This window comes from Salmonella sp. SAL4457, from assembly GCF_046548235.1.
GTDB classification, from domain to species: domain Bacteria; phylum Pseudomonadota; class Gammaproteobacteria; order Enterobacterales; family Enterobacteriaceae; genus Salmonella; species Salmonella enterica.
Genome location: NZ_JBGDZO010000001.1, coordinates 793,505 through 811,767, shown reverse-complemented (window position 1 = coordinate 811,767; position 18,263 = coordinate 793,505). Strand labels below are relative to the sequence as shown.

Annotated in this window: 21 protein-coding genes; 10 read left to right on the top strand and 11 right to left on the bottom strand. The window is 50.5% G+C overall.

What is annotated here, in order from left to right; translation table 11 throughout:
- The first annotated feature begins 84 nt into the window (after window positions 1-84).
- A complete protein-coding gene (locus tag ACLJNW_RS04185) occupies window positions 85-795 on the top strand; it encodes a YnfC family lipoprotein (RefSeq protein WP_000743122.1) in 711 nt (236 codons plus the stop codon).
- A gap of 40 nt (window positions 796-835) precedes the next feature.
- Here the strand turns inward: ACLJNW_RS04185 and speG are convergent, their stop codons facing one another.
- Both speG and ACLJNW_RS04175 read right to left on the bottom strand, forming a co-directional pair.
- Window positions 836-1,396, bottom strand: a complete 561-nt coding sequence (gene speG / locus ACLJNW_RS04180) for a spermidine N1-acetyltransferase (RefSeq protein WP_000199997.1) — start codon at window positions 1,394-1,396, stop codon at window positions 836-838.
- Window positions 1,397-1,431: 35 nt separating this feature from the next.
- Window positions 1,432-1,773, bottom strand: a complete 342-nt coding sequence (locus ACLJNW_RS04175; protein ID WP_001066440.1) for a DUF1283 family protein — start codon at window positions 1,771-1,773, stop codon at window positions 1,432-1,434.
- Window positions 1,774-1,924: 151 nt separating this feature from the next.
- On the opposite strand from ACLJNW_RS04175, the gene ACLJNW_RS04170 reads away from it, so the two are divergent.
- The 5 genes from ACLJNW_RS04170 to ACLJNW_RS04150 all read left to right on the top strand — a co-directional run bounded on the left by ACLJNW_RS04170 (window position 1,925) and on the right by ACLJNW_RS04150 (window position 7,660).
- Complete coding sequence (locus tag ACLJNW_RS04170) at window positions 1,925-2,251, top strand: YnfA family protein (RefSeq protein WP_000921389.1); 327 nt, start codon at window positions 1,925-1,927, stop codon at window positions 2,249-2,251.
- Window positions 2,252-2,372: 121 nt separating this feature from the next.
- Window positions 2,373-3,587, top strand: coding sequence for a starvation-sensing protein RspA (gene rspA, locus ACLJNW_RS04165; RefSeq protein WP_000706269.1), 1,215 nt, complete (start codon window positions 2,373-2,375; stop codon window positions 3,585-3,587).
- 10 nt (window positions 3,588-3,597) lie between these two features.
- Window positions 3,598-4,617 (top strand): Zn-dependent oxidoreductase, encoded by a 1,020-nt coding sequence (locus ACLJNW_RS04160; protein ID WP_000836499.1) that lies wholly within the window; start codon window positions 3,598-3,600, stop codon window positions 4,615-4,617.
- A 53-nt stretch (window positions 4,618-4,670) separates the two neighbouring features.
- Complete coding sequence (locus ACLJNW_RS04155) at window positions 4,671-6,050, top strand: MFS transporter (protein WP_023203928.1); 1,380 nt, start codon at window positions 4,671-4,673, stop codon at window positions 6,048-6,050.
- 143 nt (window positions 6,051-6,193) lie between these two features.
- The gene (locus ACLJNW_RS04150) at window positions 6,194-7,660 is read left to right on the top strand and encodes a mannitol dehydrogenase family protein (protein WP_001181253.1); all 1,467 of its coding nucleotides are present in this window, start codon (window positions 6,194-6,196) and stop codon (window positions 7,658-7,660) included.
- Between the two features lie 66 nt (window positions 7,661-7,726).
- Here the strand turns inward: ACLJNW_RS04150 and ydfZ are convergent, their stop codons facing one another.
- From ydfZ to ydfG, 3 genes are all read right to left on the bottom strand, one after another.
- Window positions 7,727-7,930 carry a putative selenium delivery protein YdfZ gene (gene ydfZ / locus ACLJNW_RS04145; protein WP_000989267.1) on the bottom strand — a complete coding sequence of 68 codons (204 nt, stop codon included), beginning with the start codon at window positions 7,928-7,930 and terminating at the stop codon, window positions 7,727-7,729.
- Between the two features lie 180 nt (window positions 7,931-8,110).
- Window positions 8,111-8,797 carry a GntR family transcriptional regulator gene (locus tag ACLJNW_RS04140; RefSeq protein ID WP_000215563.1) on the bottom strand — a complete coding sequence of 229 codons (687 nt, stop codon included), beginning with the start codon at window positions 8,795-8,797 and terminating at the stop codon, window positions 8,111-8,113.
- A 129-nt stretch (window positions 8,798-8,926) separates the two neighbouring features.
- Window positions 8,927-9,673, bottom strand: coding sequence for a bifunctional NADP-dependent 3-hydroxy acid dehydrogenase/3-hydroxypropionate dehydrogenase YdfG (gene ydfG, locus ACLJNW_RS04135; RefSeq protein ID WP_024154588.1), 747 nt, complete (start codon window positions 9,671-9,673; stop codon window positions 8,927-8,929).
- 138 nt (window positions 9,674-9,811) lie between these two features.
- Here ydfG and dcp point away from each other — a divergent pair, with 138 nt between their 5' ends.
- Both dcp and ACLJNW_RS04125 read left to right on the top strand, forming a co-directional pair.
- A complete protein-coding gene (dcp, locus tag ACLJNW_RS04130) occupies window positions 9,812-11,854 on the top strand; it encodes a peptidyl-dipeptidase Dcp (RefSeq protein ID WP_000106273.1) in 2,043 nt (680 codons plus the stop codon).
- Between the two features lie 344 nt (window positions 11,855-12,198).
- Entirely contained in the window at window positions 12,199-12,381 is a 183-nt protein-coding gene (locus ACLJNW_RS04125) for a general stress protein (RefSeq protein ID WP_000807642.1), read from the top strand.
- Window positions 12,382-12,490: 109 nt separating this feature from the next.
- Here the strand turns inward: ACLJNW_RS04125 and ACLJNW_RS04120 are convergent, their stop codons facing one another.
- A complete protein-coding gene (locus tag ACLJNW_RS04120; protein WP_001235357.1) occupies window positions 12,491-13,018 on the bottom strand; it encodes a 2-oxo-tetronate isomerase in 528 nt (175 codons plus the stop codon).
- 426 nt (window positions 13,019-13,444) lie between these two features.
- Between ACLJNW_RS04120 and ACLJNW_RS04115 the strand changes: the two genes are divergently transcribed.
- A complete protein-coding gene (locus ACLJNW_RS04115) occupies window positions 13,445-13,837 on the top strand; it encodes a YdeI family stress tolerance OB fold protein (protein ID WP_000776348.1) in 393 nt (130 codons plus the stop codon).
- A 346-nt stretch (window positions 13,838-14,183) separates the two neighbouring features.
- On the opposite strand, the gene mgtS is transcribed toward ACLJNW_RS04115, so the two are convergent.
- Both mgtS and ydeE read right to left on the bottom strand, forming a co-directional pair.
- Window positions 14,184-14,279: a protein MgtS gene (gene mgtS / locus ACLJNW_RS04110; RefSeq protein WP_000901531.1), complete on the bottom strand. Its 96-nt coding sequence runs from the start codon at window positions 14,277-14,279 to the stop codon at window positions 14,184-14,186.
- A 247-nt stretch (window positions 14,280-14,526) separates the two neighbouring features.
- The gene (ydeE, locus tag ACLJNW_RS04105) at window positions 14,527-15,714 is read right to left on the bottom strand and encodes an efflux MFS transporter YdeE (RefSeq protein WP_001068056.1); all 1,188 of its coding nucleotides are present in this window, start codon (window positions 15,712-15,714) and stop codon (window positions 14,527-14,529) included.
- Window positions 15,715-15,941: 227 nt separating this feature from the next.
- Between ydeE and eamA the strand changes: the two genes are divergently transcribed.
- The gene (gene eamA / locus ACLJNW_RS04100; protein ID WP_000987757.1) at window positions 15,942-16,844 is read left to right on the top strand and encodes an O-acetylserine/cysteine exporter; all 903 of its coding nucleotides are present in this window, start codon (window positions 15,942-15,944) and stop codon (window positions 16,842-16,844) included.
- A 118-nt stretch (window positions 16,845-16,962) separates the two neighbouring features.
- On the opposite strand, the gene marB is transcribed toward eamA, so the two are convergent.
- The 3 genes from marB to marR are packed head-to-tail and all read right to left on the bottom strand — an operon-like array spanning window position 16,963 to window position 18,044.
- Window positions 16,963-17,178 carry a multiple antibiotic resistance protein MarB gene (gene marB / locus ACLJNW_RS04095; RefSeq protein WP_000783049.1) on the bottom strand — a complete coding sequence of 72 codons (216 nt, stop codon included), beginning with the start codon at window positions 17,176-17,178 and terminating at the stop codon, window positions 16,963-16,965.
- Between the two features lie 28 nt (window positions 17,179-17,206).
- Complete coding sequence (marA, locus tag ACLJNW_RS04090; RefSeq protein ID WP_000091194.1) at window positions 17,207-17,590, bottom strand: MDR efflux pump AcrAB transcriptional activator MarA; 384 nt, start codon at window positions 17,588-17,590, stop codon at window positions 17,207-17,209.
- Window positions 17,591-17,609: 19 nt separating this feature from the next.
- Complete coding sequence (gene marR / locus ACLJNW_RS04085) at window positions 17,610-18,044, bottom strand: multiple antibiotic resistance transcriptional regulator MarR (RefSeq protein ID WP_000843434.1); 435 nt, start codon at window positions 18,042-18,044, stop codon at window positions 17,610-17,612.
- Window positions 18,045-18,263 lie beyond the last annotated feature (219 nt).

The following is an 18,263-nucleotide window of genomic DNA, read 5'->3' as shown; positions in this document are numbered from 1 at the left end:
CGATGTTCTAAGCTTAGCATTTTTCGTGTAAATAACTGTATTTGCTAATATGATGATAAATATCTTTTCATCCTGGTGATACGTGTGAAGAAACCCCTTTTACTGACGTTATTGTGCATGATACTGGCAGGTTGTGATAACCCGAAATCCCTTGAGTCTTTTACGCCGGAAATGGCCAGTTTTTCGAACGAATTTGATTTTGATCCATTACGTGGTCCGGTAAAGGATTTCAGCCAGACATTGATGAGTGAGAATGGCGAAGTGGCGAAGCAGGTCACCGGTACGCTTTCACAGGAAGGCTGTTTTGATACGCTTGAGTTACACGATCTGGAGAATAATACGGGGCTGGCGCTCGTGCTGGATGCCAATTATTACCGGGATGCTCAGACGCTGGAAAAAAAGGTGCAGTTACAGGGGAAGTGCCAGCTGGCGGCGTTGCCTTCGGCGGGCGTGACCTGGGAGACGGACGACAACGGTTTTGTGGTATCGGCGACGGGCAAAGAGATGAAGGTCGAGTACCGCTATGATAGCGAAGGCTATCCGTTAGGTAAGACAACCATAAACTCGCAGAATACGCTCTCTGTGACGGCAAAACCCTCCGCGGACCCGCGTAAAAAGCTGGATTACACGGCAGTCAGCCGGGTGGATGATCGACAGGTCGGCAACGTCACACAGAGCTGCGAATATGATGCGTACGCGAACCCTGTTGACTGCCGGCTTGTTATCGTCGATGAGAGCGTTAAGCCGGCAGTGTCCCACCATTACACCATTAAAAATCGTATCGATTACTACTAAACCGGGCGCGGTGCGACTCTCCGTGACTACCGCGCCGCGTTTACTGCGCGGTGGGTTTCAGGAGCGTAGAACCGGACGTTTTATGTTCATCCAGATACTGCTGCTGGAAGATACACATGCGGATGGTGTTACGGTATTCGCCGTTAATGAAGAACTCATGAATCAGCTCGCCTTCTACTCTAAACCCGAGTTTACGGTAGATGTGAATCGCTTTTTCATTCTCTTTATCGACGATCAAATACAATTTATAGAGATTGAGTACGGTAAATCCGTAATCCATCGCCAGTTTGGCCGCGCGTGACGCCAGGCCTTTTCCCTGGTACTCCGGCGAGATAATAATCTGAAATTCCGCCCGCCGATGCACATGGTTAATTTCCACCAGTTCTACCAGCCCGGCGTTTTCACCGTCGCATTCGACGACAAAGCGCCGTTCGCTTTGGTCGTGGATGTGTTTGTCGTAGAGATCCGACAGTTCGACAAAAGCCTCATACGGCTCTTCAAACCAGTAACGCATAACGCTGGCATTATTATCAAGCTGGTGGACAAATCGTAAATCTTCACGCTCAAGCGGGCGCAGTCTGACCTTGTAGTCACTTGTCATACTGTATCCTTACACTTCCTTTTAGTTATCCTGCATCAGGGCGTAATAACGCGACCTGTACGACGATCCAGACACCGCAGCGTATTGGGCTCCCAATAGGCGTTGATGTTGGCGCTTTGCTCGCATTTATCGCGGTTATCAAAGGCGGCATCGGCTTTGTCCCACTCTTTTTCTGCGCGGGTATTCACTTTCTGGCGCAGACTGCGAGTGTCGTTCCATTGTTCCTTTTCCATCGCCGCTTCCTGACGACTTTGTGCGCTATCTCCCGATTCAATCACCAGTTTACTGGTTTCAGCGAATGCGGAAGTAGTATATACAACGGCCGCCAACGTAAGCATTGCCGTCAGGCACAGGCGTTTGCTCAGCGTATTGTTCATCACAACATCCTTTCATTAGAGGGGAAAAGCGGTAAACCACCTGTAAATTCTACACCAATCCTTATGCCTGGCATATACACAAGAATGGCCGGATAACCGTAACGATATTCTGTTGTATTATCACTTATCATTTCGTAACCAAATGAATCTCATGCTAAAGACGACTCTGCTTTTCTTTGTCACCGCCCTCTGTGAAATCATTGGATGTTTTCTTCCCTGGCTATGGCTTAAGCGCGGCGCCAGCGTGTGGTGGCTTCTGCCCGCCGCCGCGTCACTCGCGTTATTCGTCTGGCTTTTGACCTTGCATCCGGCGGCGAGTGGGCGGGTTTATGCGGCTTACGGTGGGGTATATGTCTGTACTGCGCTCCTGTGGTTACGTGTTGTCGATGGCGTCCGGCTCACGGTTTATGACTGGTGCGGCGCGCTGATCGCGCTGTGTGGAATGCTGATTATCGTCGTCGGATGGGGACGTACGTAACATTGCCGCGCGACCAGAACATTTTGTGATCTGGCAGCGCTTTTTACATCAATATACTTGTATGGTAGTAGCTCAGTTGGGTAAATTTCCTGCATCCCATAATGCGATGTAAGGAATAAAAATGAAGATTGTAGGGGCTGAAGTTTTTGTTACGTGTCCAGGGCGTAACTTCGTCACCTTAAAGATAACCACGGAAGACGGGATCACCGGTCTGGGGGATGCCACCCTGAACGGACGCGAGCTCCCGGTGGCCTCGTACCTTACCGATCACCTGTGCCCACAGCTCATCGGGCGGGATGCTCGCCGCATCGAAGATATTTGGCAGTTCTTCTACAAAGGCGCGTACTGGCGCCGTGGCCCTGTCACCATGTCCGCCATTTCCGCGGTTGATATGGCGCTATGGGATATTAAAGCCAAAGCCGCCAATATGCCGTTGTATCAGTTACTCGGCGGCGCTTCGCGTGAAGGCGTCATGGTGTATTGCCATACCACAGGCCACACCATCGACGATGTGCTGGAAGACTACGCGCGTCATAAAGAGCAAGGGTTCAAAGCAATCCGCGTGCAGTGCGGCGTTCCGGGGATGAAAACCACCTACGGCATGGCGAAAGGCAAGGGGCTGGCCTATGAGCCCGCGACAAAAGGCCAGTGGCCGGAAGAACAATTGTGGTCAACGGAAAAGTATCTCGATTTTACGCCAAAGCTGTTTGACGCCGTGCGTAATACGTTCGGGTTTAATGAACATCTTCTGCACGATATGCATCACCGACTGACGCCTATTGAGGCTGCCCGCTTTGGCAAAAGTATTGAAGACTATCGTTTGTTCTGGATGGAAGACCCGACGCCGGCTGAAAATCAGGCGTGCTTCCGCCTCATCCGCCAGCATACGGTCACGCCGATTGCCGTAGGCGAAGTCTTTAACAGTATCTGGGATTGCAAACAGCTCATTGAAGAGCAATTGATTGACTATATCCGCACCACGCTTACCCATGCCGGTGGTATTACCGGGATGCGCCGCATTGCTGATTTTGCCTCGCTCTACCAGGTGCGTACCGGTTCGCATGGGCCGTCCGATCTGTCGCCGGTTTGTATGGCCGCTGCATTACATTTCGACCTGTGGGTGCCTAACTTTGGTGTGCAGGAGTTTATGGGCTACTCCGAACAGATGCTGGAGGTTTTCCCGCATAACTGGACGTTCGAGGGCGGCTATATGCATCCGGGCGACAAGCCAGGACTGGGCATTGAGTTCGATGAAAAACTGGCGGCGAAATATCCGTACGATCCAGCCTATTTGCCGGTGGCCCGCCTGGAAGACGGCACACTGTGGAACTGGTAAGGAGCGAAAAATGAAAAGCATCGTAATCGAAAAACCGAATACATTAACTATCGAAACGCGCGCGCTTCCGCAGCCTGCGCCGGGCGAAGTTCGCATTAAAGTGAAACTGGCGGGTATCTGCGGTTCCGATAGCCATATTTATCGGGGACATAATCCCTTTGCAAAATATCCCCGTGTCATAGGCCATGAATTTTTCGGTGTCATCGACGCGGTAGGCGACAACGTCAATCGCGACCGGATAGGAGAACGGGTATCCGTCGATCCGGTGATCAGTTGCGGGCATTGTTACCCTTGTTCAGTCGGTAAACCCAATGTGTGTACCTCGCTGGTGGTGCTGGGCGTGCATCGTGACGGCGGTTTCAGCGAGTATGCGGTGGCGCCGGCCCGTAATGCTCATCGCATACCGGACAGCATCGCAGATCATCATGCCGTCATGGTTGAGCCGTTTACCATTGCGGCAAATGTGACGGGGCAGGTGAATCCGACCGAGCAGGACGTGGCGCTTATCTATGGCGCAGGCCCGATGGGACTGACGACCGTACAGGCGCTGAAGGGGGTTTATCAGGTTAAAACGGTCATAGTCGTTGATCGCATTGAAGAGCGTTTAGCGATGGCGAAGCAGAGCGGCGCTGACTGGACCCTCAATAATGGTCAACATTCACTGGCGGAATTTCTACAGCAGAAGGCGCTAAAACCGACCTTGATTGTCGATGCCGCCTGTCATCCCGCTATCCTGCAAGAGGCGATTACACTTGCATCGTCTGCGGCACGCATTGTCCTGATGGGATTTTCCAGCGACCCGTGTGAGATTGTACAGCAGGGTATTACCGGAAAAGAGCTGGCTATTTATTCATCGCGTCTTAATGCCAATAAATTCCCGGTCGTGATTGACTGGCTGAATAAAGGGCTTATTGATCCGGATAAGCTGATAACGCATACATTTGATTATCAACATGTCACCGACGCGATTGAGCTTTTCGAGAAAGACCAGCGTCAATGCTGCAAAGTCTTACTCACGTTTGCGAAATAATATAAATAATTGCGAGTAAGTGGTACGCATCTTACCTCTTAGAGATTGCCTATATGACACAAATAAAGCATGAACGATCGACTCAGGATTTAGTGCGCGCTGCCGTATCTGGCTGGTTAGGCACCGCGCTTGAATTTATGGATTTTCAGTTATATTCACTAGGCGCGGCTCTGGTCTTCCATGAGATATTTTTCCCGGAACAGTCTGCCGCGATGGCGCTTATTCTGGCAATGGGCACCTATGGTGCAGGTTATATAGCCAGAATTATCGGCGCCTTTGTTTTTGGTAAAATGGGCGACCGCATCGGACGAAAAAAAGTATTGTTTATTACTATCACCATGATGGGGATCTGCACCACGCTGATTGGCGTACTGCCGACGTATGCGCAAATCGGCATTTTTGCGCCAGTATTACTGGTAACATTGCGAATTATACAGGGGCTGGGCGCCGGGGCGGAAATTTCCGGCGCGGGTACCATGCTGGCCGAGTATGCGCCGAAAGGAAAGCGTGGCATCATTTCCTCGCTGGTCGCGATGGGCACCAATTGCGGTACGTTGAGCGCGACGGCGATCTGGGCGGTGATGTTCTTTGCGCTTGAACGCGAACAACTGATCGCCTGGGGATGGCGTATTCCTTTCCTGGCGAGCGTCGTTGTTATGATATTCGCGATCTGGCTGCGAATGAATCTGAAAGAAAGTCCGGTATTCGAAAAAGTAAGCGAAGGTGAAAAATCGCCAGCGTTAACGCCTGCGTCAGAAAATACATTGGGCGCGATGTTTACCAGCAAATCTTTCTGGCTGGCCACAGGTTTACGTTTTGGACAAGCGGGGAATTCCGGACTTATTCAAACCTTCCTTGCCGGATATTTAGTTCAGACGTTATTATTTAACAAATCTATCCCAACCGATGCGTTAATGATAAGTTCCGTAATTGGTTTTATCACTATCCCACTATTAGGGTGGTTGTCCGATAAATACGGCCGTCGGCTGCCGTATATAATATTGAATATCTCCGCGATTATTCTCGCCTGGCCGATGCTGTCTATTGTGGTAGATAAAACGTATAGCCCTGGCGTTATTATGGCAGCGCTCATTGTTATTCATAACTTTGCCGTGCTGGGATTATTTGCGCTGGAAAACATCACCATGGCGGAAATTTTCGGATCGCGTAATCGCTTCACCCGGATGGCGATTTCAAAAGAGGCTGGGGGGCTGGTGGCGGTTGGCTTTGGCCCCGTCCTCGCAGGGATCTTTTGTAACATGACCGATTCCTGGCTGCCCATCTTAATTATGCTGGTGCTCTACTCGTGTATTGGTCTGATTTCTGCGCTGTTGATGCCGGAGGTCAGAGATCGCGACCTGAATCTGCCTGAGGATGCGGCGGAAGCGACAGCGGCAGAGAAGTTACGCCACTCCGCAACCCAGACGAGTTAAATCGTGTCGACGGTATGGCCGGAACGCTAATGCGGTTTCGGCCATGCTGTCCGGTCACTTTTGTTTAATCAGTGTAAATCCAAATGCACCAGGGCAGGCGTTACTCTGCGACTGTTCCGCTTTCAGAATATAGAGGTTATAAAATGCAAAACAGGCTTTTATCGGCAAAGGCGACGCTTCCTGATTACGATCGCGCGGCGCTGGCGGCGCGGATGGTCCATCTCGGTTTTGGCGCGTTTCATCGCGCGCATCAGGGGGTTTATACAGATATTCTGGCTGCGGAGCAGCATAGCGACTGGGGCTATTATGAGGTTAATCTTATTGGCGGCGAACAACAGATTGCCGATCTAAAGCAGCAGGATAACCTCTATACCGTGGCGGAGATGTCGGCGGAAGCCTGGACGGCGCGTGTGGTGGGCGTCGTCAAAGCGGCGTTGCATGTCCAGGTTGATGGTCTGGAACGTGTGCTGGCGGCGATGTGCGAACCGCAAATAGCGATTGTGTCTCTGACCATTACCGAGAAAGGGTATTGTCATTCGCCAGCCACGGGCCAACTTCTGCTGGAACATCCCATGATTGCCGCCGACCTGCAAAATCCGCATCAACCGCTAACGGCACCGGGTATTATTGTCGAAGCGTTAGCGCGTCGTAAAGCCGCAGACTTACCGGCATTTACCGTGATGTCCTGCGATAACATGCCGGAAAATGGGCATGTGACGCGTCAGGTTGTGACGGCTTACGCCCGGGAGGTGGATGCGGAACTGGCGATATGGATCGAGCAAAACGTGACATTTCCGTCAACGATGGTTGATCGGATTGTCCCTGCGGTCACGCCGGAGACGCTGGATAAAATCGAACAACTGACCGGCGTGCGCGATCCGGCGGGCGTCGCCTGCGAACCGTTTCGTCAGTGGGTGATAGAAGATACGTTTGTGGCGGGTCGTCCGCTGTGGGAAAACGCGGGCGCGACGTTGGTCGCCGACGTGGTTCCGTTTGAAGAGATGAAACTGCGAATGCTTAACGGCAGTCATTCATTCATGGCTTATCTGGGGTATCTTGCCGGCTATCAGCATATTAATGACTGCATGGCTGACGACAACTATCGTCTGACCGCGCAGGCGTTAATGTTACGCGAGCAGGCGCCCACGCTGAAAGTCCAGGGGGTAGATTTACAGCGTTATGCCGATCAGTTGATTGCGCGTTACCGTAATCCGGCGCTGCGTCATCGTACCTGGCAGATTGCGATGGATGGCAGCCAGAAACTTCCGCAGCGTATGCTGGACTCCGTTCGCTGGCATCTTGCTAATCATAGCGATTTTGATTTGCTGGCGCTGGGCGTAGCGGGGTGGATGCGTTACGTTGGTGGCGTGGATGAACAGGGCAAGGCGATCGACATTAGCGATCCGCTATTGCCGGTTATTCAGCGCGCCGTGGCAAACAGTGAAGAAGGCGCCAGTCGTGTTAAGGCGCTGCTGGGAATGGCAGAAATTTTCGGCAACGATTTGCCGCAGGCGGCGCGGTTTACGCAAAAAGTGCAAGAAGCCTATGACAGTTTACTGACATATGGCGCGAAAGCGAGCGTGGCGAAATATGCCGAGCGGTTGAAGTAGCGCAACAGAGACCCGGTAGCATTATGCTACCGGGAAGGCCGGAGCGGTTATTAGCGGCCAGTGGTATCAGTTCATGCCAAGACGAATCAGTTCGACCGGCGCGAATTTACCTTCACAACCTTCGACAATCACCGTTTTGCCGCGGCGAATTTGACCTGCATCCAGACCTTCGCTCTCAATGGCTTTGATAATCCCGGTATGACCTGTGCCGCTTATCATGACCCGGCTACCGGTAGTGATTGCGTTACGGTTACGATCGTATGTCATCATGGTGTTTTCTCCTTTCAAACTTACTGCCAAAGCCCGCAGGTTTCCCCGCATGACGGGCGACATATAAATACGCTTATCGTTGCGAATTTTTTTTGTTTTTGATCAAGCTCACGGCTTTTTAGGCGGGAATGTGCAGGGTGAGAAAGCGAAGAAGGCGTCTCACCCCGACGTTAAAGGGAGTTACTCTTCGCTAAACCAGCCGCTGTTTTCCTGACGGATAAGCTGAACGGATTCGCTAATTTCTTGCAAATGCTGGGTCATTGCGCTCTCAACCGCATTGCCGTCACGATTTTCCAGCGCGGAGAAAATATCATGGTGCTGGCGCAACAACATCTCCGGCGGAGAAACATGATCCAGACTCATATAGCGAACCCGGTCGATTGTCGCTTTGATATTTTCAATGGTATCCCACGCTAACTGGCAATCGGCGATCTGCGCCAGCTTTTGGTGGAAATCGTCATCAAGCTGGAAAAAATCATCAATCTGTTTGCGCTCGATAGCAATATGTTGCAGGTGCAGGTTTTGCGCCAGTTGATAGCACTGGTTGTCGGTGATCATCGCCGCCGCACGGCGGACCACCGCGCATTCGATCGCCTGCCGAACAAAGCAGCCATTCTGTACCTGAGAAAGCGAAATCTTATTCACATAACTACCGCGCTGAGGGCGGATCTGAATCAACCCATTTTCCGCCAGCTTTATAAAAGCCTCGCGCACCGGTTGACGCGAAACGTTAAAACGGGTTGAGACCTCTTTTTCTGATAGCGGCGTGCCAGGCGGGATAAGACAATGCACGATATCACGCCGAAGAATACGGTAAATTTGCTGGTTGACAGGCTGTGTAGGGTTAAGCTGCGTTTCGACGGTCATTCATTCTTACTTTTTAGGCGGTTGACCCGGATACTCTACCACTTTTCCGTGGCGGTCTATACCGATCATGTTTCTGGTTGCAGATACGTTTGCCAGGGATTACCCGGCCCGCAGACCGGGTATAACCCCTTAGCTACGGTGGACGCTGAGCCCTGCGAAGGATTGGGCAACAGGCATCATTTCAACGGTATTAATATTCACATGCGCGGGGAGTGTGGCCACCCACCATACCGCTTCGGTAATGTCTTCTGGCGTGAGCGCGGTGGTATTTTCGTAGGTTTTACCCGCTTTCTCATCGTCGCCTTTGAAACGGACGCTGGAAAACTCGGTACCGCCAACCAGACCCGGTTCAATGTCGGTCACGCGAACCGCCGTGCCGTGTAAATCCGTGCGCAAATTCAGGCTAAACTGGCGCACAAAGGCTTTCGTCGCGCCATAGACGTTGCCACCAGCATAAGGCCAACTGCCGGCGGTTGAACCGATGTTAATGATATGACCGCGATTACGTTCGACCATTCCTGGCAGCACGGCGCGGGTCATATAAATTAAGCCTTTATTATTAGTATCGATCATAGTTTCCCAGTCTTCTACGCTGGCTTTATGCGCCGGTTCAAGACCCAGCGCCAGACCGGCGTTATTGACCAGCACATCAATATCGCGCCACTGCGCAGGCAGAGAGGCCATCATCTCTTCGATGGCCGCGCGGTTGCGCACGTCCAGTTGGGCGGTCAATACGTTCTCGCCAAGCTCATCTTTTAACGCTTGCAGGCGTTCATGACGACGTCCCGTGGCAATGACTTTATGTCCATTCTCAACAAAACGGCGTGCAATGCACTCGCCAAACCCTGCGGTTGCTCCAGTTACTAAAACGATCATCACACAGTTCCTCAACGCTTTTTGTGTTGTATTACCATAGCACGCGGCGTTTATGAAAGGGTAATCCTGGTTAACACGGTTGCGGTCAGCATAGGGGGAAGCTTACTCTTATGATCAACCTATTTTCAGGAGTGAAAAATGTCGACGAATCCTTTGTTAGACCAGAGTATGTTGCCCTATCAGGCACCGCGTTTTGATCGGATCAAAGATTGCCATTATCGTCCTGCTTTTGATGAGGGCGTGCGGCAAAAACGCGTGGAAATCGAGGCCATCGTCAATCATCCGGCGGCCCCTGATTTTACGAATACGCTTCTGGCGCTGGAGCAAAGCGGGGCGCTTCTGTCACGCGTCACCAGCGTTTTTTTCGCGATGACGGCCGCGCACACTAACGATGAACTCCAGCGGTTGGATGAGGCCTTTTCTGCCGAGCTGGCGGCGCTCTCCAACGATATTTATCTGAATAGCGCGTTATTCGCTCGCGTGGATGCCGTCTGGCAACAGCGTCACTCACTGGGGCTGGATGATGAGTCGCTACGGTTGGTCGATGTTATCCATCAGCGTTTTGTGTTGGCAGGCGCGCAGCTTGCCGAAGAGGATAAAGCGCGACTGAAGGTATTGAATACTGAATCCGCGACCTTAATGAGTCAGTTTAATCAGCGTCTGCTGGCGGCAAGTAAAGCGGGCGGGCTGGCGGTAGATGACGCGCATTGCCTGGCAGGATTAAGCCCGGAAGAAATGACCGTCGCTGCTGAAGCGGCGCGTGAAAAAGGCCTGGAGGAGCGCTGGTTCATTCCGCTCCTTAATACGACGCAACAGCCTGTGCTTGCTACGCTGCGCGATCGCCAGACCCGCGAAAATTTATTCGCAGCGTCATGGACTCGGGCGGAAAAAGGAGATGCCCACGATACCCGCGCTATCGTTCAGCGTCTGGTAGAGATTCGTCGCTGTCAGGCAAAACTGCTGGGTTTCCCCAATTATGCCGCATGGAAAATGGCCGATCAGATGGCGAAAACGCCGCAAGCCGCACTGAGCTTTATGCGTGGCATTGTGCCGCCAGCGCGTCAGCGTGTACTCAATGAACAGGCGGAAATTCAGAACGTCATTGATGGTGAGCAGGGCGGCTACACCGTTCAGGCCTGGGACTGGATGTTCTATGCCGAACAGGTACGGCGGGAAAAATATGCGTTAGATGAAGCGCAACTGAAGCCCTATTTTGCCTTAAATACGGTGTTGCAAGAGGGGGTTTTCTGGACCGCCAACCAGCTATTCGGCATCACCTTCGTCGAGCGTTTTGACATTCCGGTGTATCACCCTGATGTTCGGGTGTGGGAGATTTTCGATTCCGATGGTGTCGGCATGGCGTTATTTTATGGCGACTTCTTCGCGCGGGACTCGAAAAGCGGCGGCGCTTGGATGGGGAATTTTGTCGAGCAATCCACACTCAATGAAACCCGGCCCGTTATATACAATGTATGTAACTATCAGAAACCGGTTGATGGGCAGCCTGCATTACTGCTTTGGGACGACGTTATTACGCTCTTCCATGAGTTTGGTCATACGTTACATGGTTTGTTTGCCGTCCAGCGCTATGCCACGCTTTCAGGTACCAATACGCCCCGCGACTTTGTCGAGTTTCCCTCCCAGATTAATGAGCATTGGGCGAGCCATCCACGCGTGTTCGAACGCTACGCGCGTCATGTCGACAGCGGTGAAAAAATGCCTGCTGATTTACAGGAAAGAATGCGCAAGGCGAGTTTATTTAATAAAGGTTACGATATGACTGAATTGCTCGGCGCCGCATTGCTGGATATGCGCTGGCACATGCTGGAGAAGAGCGTAGCAGAGCAGTCTGTCGCTGAGTTCGAGCAGCAGGCGCTGGCCGCCGAGCATCTTGATTTACCGGCGGTGCCGCCCCGCTATCGCAGCAGTTATTTTGCCCATATCTTCGGCGGCGGCTACGCAGCGGGATACTACGCCTACCTGTGGACGCAAATGTTAGCGGATGACGGTTATCAATGGTTTGTAGAGCAGGGCGGCCTGACGCGTGAAAACGGGCAGCGTTTTCGTGATGCTATCCTTTCCCGGGGGAATAGTACTGATTTAGAAACGCTTTATTCAGCCTGGCGTGGACATGAACCGCATATTGACCCCATGTTGCAATATCGTGGGCTCGATCGCTAAGCTGATACGGTTGTTCGGCACTGTCGAACAACCGCCTGAAAATGAATCCTGCATTTCTGATGACAGCCAGTTAAATTTATGGGGTTAAATTGTCTGAATATAACGAGGGCGTGCATTCGGATTTTTCTACTTATTTTTCCGTGGTGGCTTGATTGCCAAAGATTTATTACCGCTTCGCTGTTGATGTTTTCAAAAAATATATTTTCCGCCATGTGGTGGTATTATGTAAATAATGCAGAAATGAATTTGACACTGCGCACAGGGCGACTAGATTTAGAACTGTATCACATGATATGAGAAGACATATCATATTTAAAACGCAACATCATCATGAGGATTATATTATGGCAGAACATCGCGGCGGTTCCGGTAATTTTGCAGAAGATAAAGAGAAAGCCTCAGAAGCAGGTCGTAAAGGCGGCCAGCATAGCGGTGGGAACTTTAAAAACGACCCACAGCGTGCATCTGAAGCGGGTAAAAAAGGTGGCCAGAATAGCCACAGTGGCGGACGGAAATCCGGCAATTAATTTTACTCCTGATATTTCGTAAATATATTCTGAAATATTGCGCATACGATGCGGGCCATAGGCTCGCATTTTTTTAGAGTTGTTCTGACCGGTCAGATGAAATTATTGTTTATGCTTTCTTCGTTAACAGAAAAAGCAATTCAGCGAGGGCGAAGCGTACGCATTTTTCCAATACTTCCTGACAATCTCCGTTGAAATGTTGTCGGCTTGTAAAAGTTGTATTGTTAATATTCCAGGCAAACCAAACTGTGCCCGCCGGCGTGCCATCTTCGCCGCCTTCCGGACCGCCATAGCCGCTGATCGCTATGCTGATATTGACCTCAGCCTGATCCTTAGCGCCCTGTGCCATTTCAGTAACGACCGCTTCGCTGACGGCGGTATGTTCGGCAAGGCTGTGGCGTTGTACGCGTAAGATTTTTGCTTTGGCTTCATCAGTAAAGGTGACATAACCCACACCGTAAAATGAGGGCGTATCTTCTGCTGCGCACAATGCTGAAGCCAGTTTCCCGCCAGTGCAGGATTCTGCAGTGGTCAGACGGAGTTTCTGGTTAACCAGTAAATCACCAAGTTTTTTTGTCAGGCTATCGACGGATTCGGCTTCATCAAGGGTGACAATATCGTGCTGTTCTAATCTCATCGTTTATTTTTCCGTTACAGAGACAAATGAAATCTGTTCGTTCTTCTCAAGTATGGCATATTTATTTTATGACATTGTCAGTGAATGATTATTTTATCCAGTTACCAACAAACCCGCTGTTGCATAACTTGCTTACTTTCTTACGGCGATGACTGTCATTGATTATGCGTAAGGCCATTATCCTCAAAAAATAAAGCCGATTATTCTGAATTGCTATCAAGACGTTGATGCATATGACTTCAGCTATGTGGCAAGTTAACTATTACGCCGTTACGCTTTCGCGCTCACCGGCGCTGATATCGGTTGCATATTAATCCGGATGGGTTGATTTTATTGCTTAATATTCTGCGGGTAAATTCATGTTTGTAAAAACTAAAAATAGCGGCCAGACTTAATACGTCAAATAGACGTTATTAAGGAGAGAGCATGAAACTACAGGTGGCTGCATTTCTAAGTTTTCTGATAATGCCTTACGCGCTAGCGGATGATCAAGGGGGATTAAAAAAAGACGTGGCACCGCCGCCGCCTCATGCTATTGAGGATGGTTATCGCGGTACGGATGATGCAGAAAAAATGACCATCGAACAGGCAAAAACCCTGCATGATGGCGCGACCGTTTCGCTGCGCGGCAACCTTATTGATCATAAAGGTGACGATCGCTATGTATTTCGTGATAAATCCGGCGAGATTAACGTGATAATTCCTTCCGCCGTATTTGATGGGCGGGAAGTTCAGCCGGATCAAATGATCAACATTAACGGTAGTCTGGACAAGAAAGCGAAGGAACCGCTTGTTCGCGTGAACCGACTGCAAAAATAACGCGCGTTAACCGGCAATATCCAAGTCAGCCATACGGGGCATGCGGCTGGCCTGATACTATGGGTCTTGTAAAAGCGCCCTGGGGACAAAAGGTCCCATAATGTCTTATTCAGGTCTGGTTGCGTATCGTTTAAGCTTCATTGATATTGACGGTGCTACAGTCGTTAGAGATCCGTTATCCTCGCAAGAATTTGCCCGATAGCGTATAAGCAAAACACAAATCTATCCATGCAAGCATTTACCGCTGGTGAACCGGCGGTTTTTTTTGCCTGCCATCCAGACAAAAGCGGCCCCTTGCGCAACGATGCAGCAAGGGGCCAGCTCTGCGAGGGATTATCTCCGTTCATTAATCATCCCATTTGTGACTGAACCAGGCGGCCAGAAATCCGGAAAATAAAATAATTCCTAATACAACGATAAAAAGGTTAATACTGCCTAACATCTCGTTTCTCCTTATTTTAGCGTGCATCCTCTTTTTTAAAAAACCTCGTACAGACTATAGTACTAATTTATACTTAAGCAAAGTCTGAATTGCGTATTTATTTTACTGGAAGGGTAAAGCATTAGAATATTTTCGTCAGCGCCCAGGAATATTCCTGAATTACCGCAGTGACAGCAGATAATTAGCCTGCAATATATAGGGTTAACCCGGTGCGCCAGAAACAGCGCACATGACTGGCTGCAGATAATTAACAGGTGATAGCCTGTTGCGTAGGGGTAATCCGCATTCCTTTTAACATCAGTGCCCAGGCGAACACAATGGCGATTATCAGGACAACGAAAAGCGACCAGGCGGGAAGCGTCGTCAGGATGACGCCGCTGGCCAGCGGGTTTACCGCCGCACCCAGCCAGCCCAGCGATTGCGCTGAAAAATAGCTGGCTTTCATCCCGGCAGGCGCAATGTTGTCAATTAACATATATTCGCCGGGGGCATAAATAATTTCGCCAATCGTGAATACTGCCGCCGAAAGCCCCCAAAAAAACAGATTGTCGCCTGAAAAAATAAATCCGATGAGCCCGGCGATAAAAAAGACGGTGCCGGTCGTCATCATTGGTCGAATATTGACGGCGGTAAGTCGGCGGCCCACGGCGTATTGCAAACTGACCACAATAACCGCATTAACCGGCAGGACGACGGCTACCACTTTTTCCGCGAAGCCGCTATCGGCAACGACCATAACGTACTGTGAAATACAGGACGCAAAGGCGCCCCCCACAAAGGATGCCAGAAATGCCGAAAGCGTAAACCACAATAATGCTTTGTCGCGCAGCAGAACGGAGGGAGACCAGATAGCGGCATTTTTCCCCTCGCTGGCGGCAACCGATCGTGTCACCCATACCTGAATAAAGACCAGCGGGAATGCGGAACAGATGGCGGCAAGCCAGAAGGGTAAATTGATGCTTTGCATCACCAGCAGCGTGCCGAGCGGCGGGCCAACCGTCCAGCCGATGTTGAGTACAGTATAGTTGAGCGAAAAAATCCGTGTTTTTGTTGTCGCGGTGAGGTTATCGGCGAACCAGGCCTTCAGTACGGTAGAAAAAACCGAATAGGCGCAGTTAATAAGCGCAAAAAGCAGGACAACCAGTACGACATTATGCACCATTGGGATGGCGATAAATCCGCAGGCGAAGGCGATAATTGCGAGTAACATGTAGCGCTTTTTATCAAACTTGTCCGCCAGAATTCCAAAGCCAAGACTAAAGACGACGCCGATTGTTAACGCGCTGGTCAGCGCGTAGCCAATCAGATCCACGCCTAAGCCGTACTGACGGTTAAGATAGATGGTCATAAAGGGGAGCGTGGCGCCGCGTCCAATTGTCAATAACAGCGATGAGGCGAGTAGAGCCAACGTCGAACGTCTCAATCCTGGATTCATTTTTCCTGCCTGAAATGGAGGTTACGTATCGGGACGTTTTAATCTACCGTGCCCGCAAAAGCATGATGTCTATACGCTATAGCGTAGTCTTAACATACCATAACGCAGGATTTTGCCCATCGTGTGTTGTTCAATGCCATGCTCACGGTAAAAAGAAAAGTCCTGTTATGGCGCACTGATTTCCGATAACTTACCTTTTTACAAAATTTTAATAATGACAGGGGCCGATGATGTCGCGTAAAGACGGTTTTTTGGCGTTACTGGTGGTTGTCGTATGGGGGCTCAATTTTGTTGTCATCAAAGTAGGCCTGCACCATATGCCGCCATTATTGCTGGCAGGATTACGATTTTTACTGGTAGCGTTTCCGGCAATTTTCTTTGTCGCCCGGCCTCAAGTCCCGCTTACGCTGTTGCTGGGCTATGGCCTGACGATAAGCTTTGGGCAGTTCGCCTTTCTCTTTTGCGCGATAAAGTTTGGTATGCCCGCAGGACTGGCGTCGTTGGTATTACAGGCGCAGGCCTTTTTTACCATGGCATTGGGGGCGTTTGTTTTTAGCGAGCGGTTACAACGTAAGCAGTTGGCGGGGATTGCCCTGGCGATTATAGGTGTACTGGTATTGATTGAAGCCAGTCTCAACGGACAGCATATAGCGATGTCGGGATTTATGCTGACTCTGGCGGCGGCATTTAGCTGGGCCTGCGGCAATATCTTTAATAAAAAAATTATGCAACATAGCCCGCGCCCGGCGGTGATGTCGCTGGTGGTCTGGAGCGCGCTGATCCCGATCCTGCCGTTCCTGCTGTCATCGCTGCTACTGGAGGGGGCGGATCACATTACGCAAAGCCTTATTACCATTGATATGACGACGATATTGTCGCTGCTGTATCTGGCTTTTGTCGCCACTATACTTGGCTACGGCATCTGGGGCGCGTTACTGGGACGTTATGAGACCTGGCGCGTAGCGCCGTTATCATTGCTGGTGCCGGTAGTCGGGCTGGCGAGCGCCGCGGTGTTACTCGGGGAAACGTTGACCGGGATGCAACTTGCGGGCGCAGTACTGATTATGGCTGGACTCTATATCAATGTGTTTGGATTTCGTGTGCGCCGTACTGCGCGTGTCAGGGGATGAGGCATTATGTTACTAAGAAGACAAACGCTAATTTCAGACCATGCCGCGGGGTAATAGCGGCGGACTTGTCATAGCCAGACGGTACTAAAAAAATGCCCCGCAAAACGGGGCAAAGAGGTTAAAGGTGTTGGTCGTTATAATAGGGCACGCCTAATTCATCTGACTTATCGCTGTTCACGCTCACGGGGTGAAGGTCATTTGGCGGATCGCCTACACAGGGCAGCAGCATCACATCGCGGCTATTTTGCGCCACAGGTAACAAAGTTTGTTCTGCAATGCCATATCCGGAGGCGATAAGTAACAGACCCGGCAGGGCGGGAAACAGCATTTTCATAGTGCTCTTCGCGTGGCGCATAAACAAACTAGTAGTTGCCATGGTTCAGCGGCAGCATATACCGTGATTCGCCATGCATATTGGTGATCCGGTATTTGTGTGGCGGCACATCAAAATAGTTTTTGAACGTCCGGGTCAATGTTTGCTGTGACTCAAAGCCATAGCGTTCCGCCAGATAGAGAATGGGCTCGTTGCTCTCTTTTAATTTTTGCGCGATTTCCGTCATTTTACGGCTGCGGATGTATTGGCCTAATGAATGACCGGTCTCTTTTTTAAACATCCGTTGCAGGTGCCATTTGGAATATCCTGAACGCTCAGACACTTTTTCCAGTGAGAGCGGCGACTCCAGGTTATCCTCGATCCAGTCCAAAATGCTATGAATAGTAATAGCGTCAGTGTTGCGTCTGGACATCGTCATACCTCTTTTTTGTCTACGGCAGAATTTTCTTGAGCAAATACTCAAGCGTTGCCACTTCGTCCGCCGTTAAGTTTTTTGTTAATTCCTGATGCAGGTCTTGCCCTGGTCGTTGATGACATTGCTCACAAATTGCCGCGCCGTCCGGCGTTAGCTTCACCAGTACGCCGCGTTTGTCATTAGGATTCGGCAGTCTTTCGATCCAGCCTTTGCACAGCAGGCGGTCGAGCATTCGCGTCAATGCGCCGAGATCGACAGACAGCACTTTTTTAAGTTCAACCGGGGTAATACATCCCGCGCAGCGTATCGAGCAAAGCACTTTAAACTGTGTTGCGGTGATATCCAGCGGGGATAAATAGTTATTTAACAGGCGATCTTTTTTTTGATTTACCATGTAGATCAAGCGACCCAGCGGAATGATTTCATTGAACAGATCACTGGTGCTTTTCAAAATGGTTGCCCCGGCAAGTAATTAATTTCGTCAGATACTATTGCCCAGGCAAGTATAAGTCAACTAAATGAATTGGCCGATGCCACGATTTGCTAAAAGGCGTCCGGGGTATTGTGCTGTGATAACTTGTAACTAATTGATAATTACAGGTTATAGGTTGTAGAGGATATTAACTTGCACACTGGCGAAATGGCGCGCCTGGGCAATTTCACTTTATAC

Coding starts and splice junctions, on each gene's coding strand:
- speG (WP_000199997.1), bottom strand. CDS start 1,396: ATGACAAGTGACTACAAGGTCAGACTGCGCCCGCTTGAGCGTGAAGAT.
- ACLJNW_RS04175 (WP_001066440.1), bottom strand. CDS start 1,773: ATGAACAATACGCTGAGCAAACGCCTGTGCCTGACGGCAATGCTTACG.
- ACLJNW_RS04170 (WP_000921389.1), top strand. CDS start 1,925: ATGCTAAAGACGACTCTGCTTTTCTTTGTCACCGCCCTCTGTGAAATC.
- rspA (WP_000706269.1), top strand. CDS start 2,373: ATGAAGATTGTAGGGGCTGAAGTTTTTGTTACGTGTCCAGGGCGTAAC.
- ACLJNW_RS04160 (WP_000836499.1), top strand. CDS start 3,598: ATGAAAAGCATCGTAATCGAAAAACCGAATACATTAACTATCGAAACG.
- ACLJNW_RS04155 (WP_023203928.1), top strand. CDS start 4,671: ATGACACAAATAAAGCATGAACGATCGACTCAGGATTTAGTGCGCGCT.
- ACLJNW_RS04150 (WP_001181253.1), top strand. CDS start 6,194: ATGCAAAACAGGCTTTTATCGGCAAAGGCGACGCTTCCTGATTACGAT.
- ydfZ (WP_000989267.1), bottom strand. CDS start 7,930: ATGATGACATACGATCGTAACCGTAACGCAATCACTACCGGTAGCCGG.
- ACLJNW_RS04140 (WP_000215563.1), bottom strand. CDS start 8,797: ATGACCGTCGAAACGCAGCTTAACCCTACACAGCCTGTCAACCAGCAA.
- ydfG (WP_024154588.1), bottom strand. CDS start 9,673: ATGATCGTTTTAGTAACTGGAGCAACCGCAGGGTTTGGCGAGTGCATT.
- dcp (WP_000106273.1), top strand. CDS start 9,812: ATGTCGACGAATCCTTTGTTAGACCAGAGTATGTTGCCCTATCAGGCA.
- ACLJNW_RS04125 (WP_000807642.1), top strand. CDS start 12,199: ATGGCAGAACATCGCGGCGGTTCCGGTAATTTTGCAGAAGATAAAGAG.
- ACLJNW_RS04120 (WP_001235357.1), bottom strand. CDS start 13,018: ATGAGATTAGAACAGCACGATATTGTCACCCTTGATGAAGCCGAATCC.
- ACLJNW_RS04115 (WP_000776348.1), top strand. CDS start 13,445: ATGAAACTACAGGTGGCTGCATTTCTAAGTTTTCTGATAATGCCTTAC.
- mgtS (WP_000901531.1), bottom strand. CDS start 14,279: ATGTTAGGCAGTATTAACCTTTTTATCGTTGTATTAGGAATTATTTTA.
- ydeE (WP_001068056.1), bottom strand. CDS start 15,714: ATGAATCCAGGATTGAGACGTTCGACGTTGGCTCTACTCGCCTCATCG.
- eamA (WP_000987757.1), top strand. CDS start 15,942: ATGATGTCGCGTAAAGACGGTTTTTTGGCGTTACTGGTGGTTGTCGTA.
- marB (WP_000783049.1), bottom strand. CDS start 17,178: ATGAAAATGCTGTTTCCCGCCCTGCCGGGTCTGTTACTTATCGCCTCC.
- marA (WP_000091194.1), bottom strand. CDS start 17,590: ATGTCCAGACGCAACACTGACGCTATTACTATTCATAGCATTTTGGAC.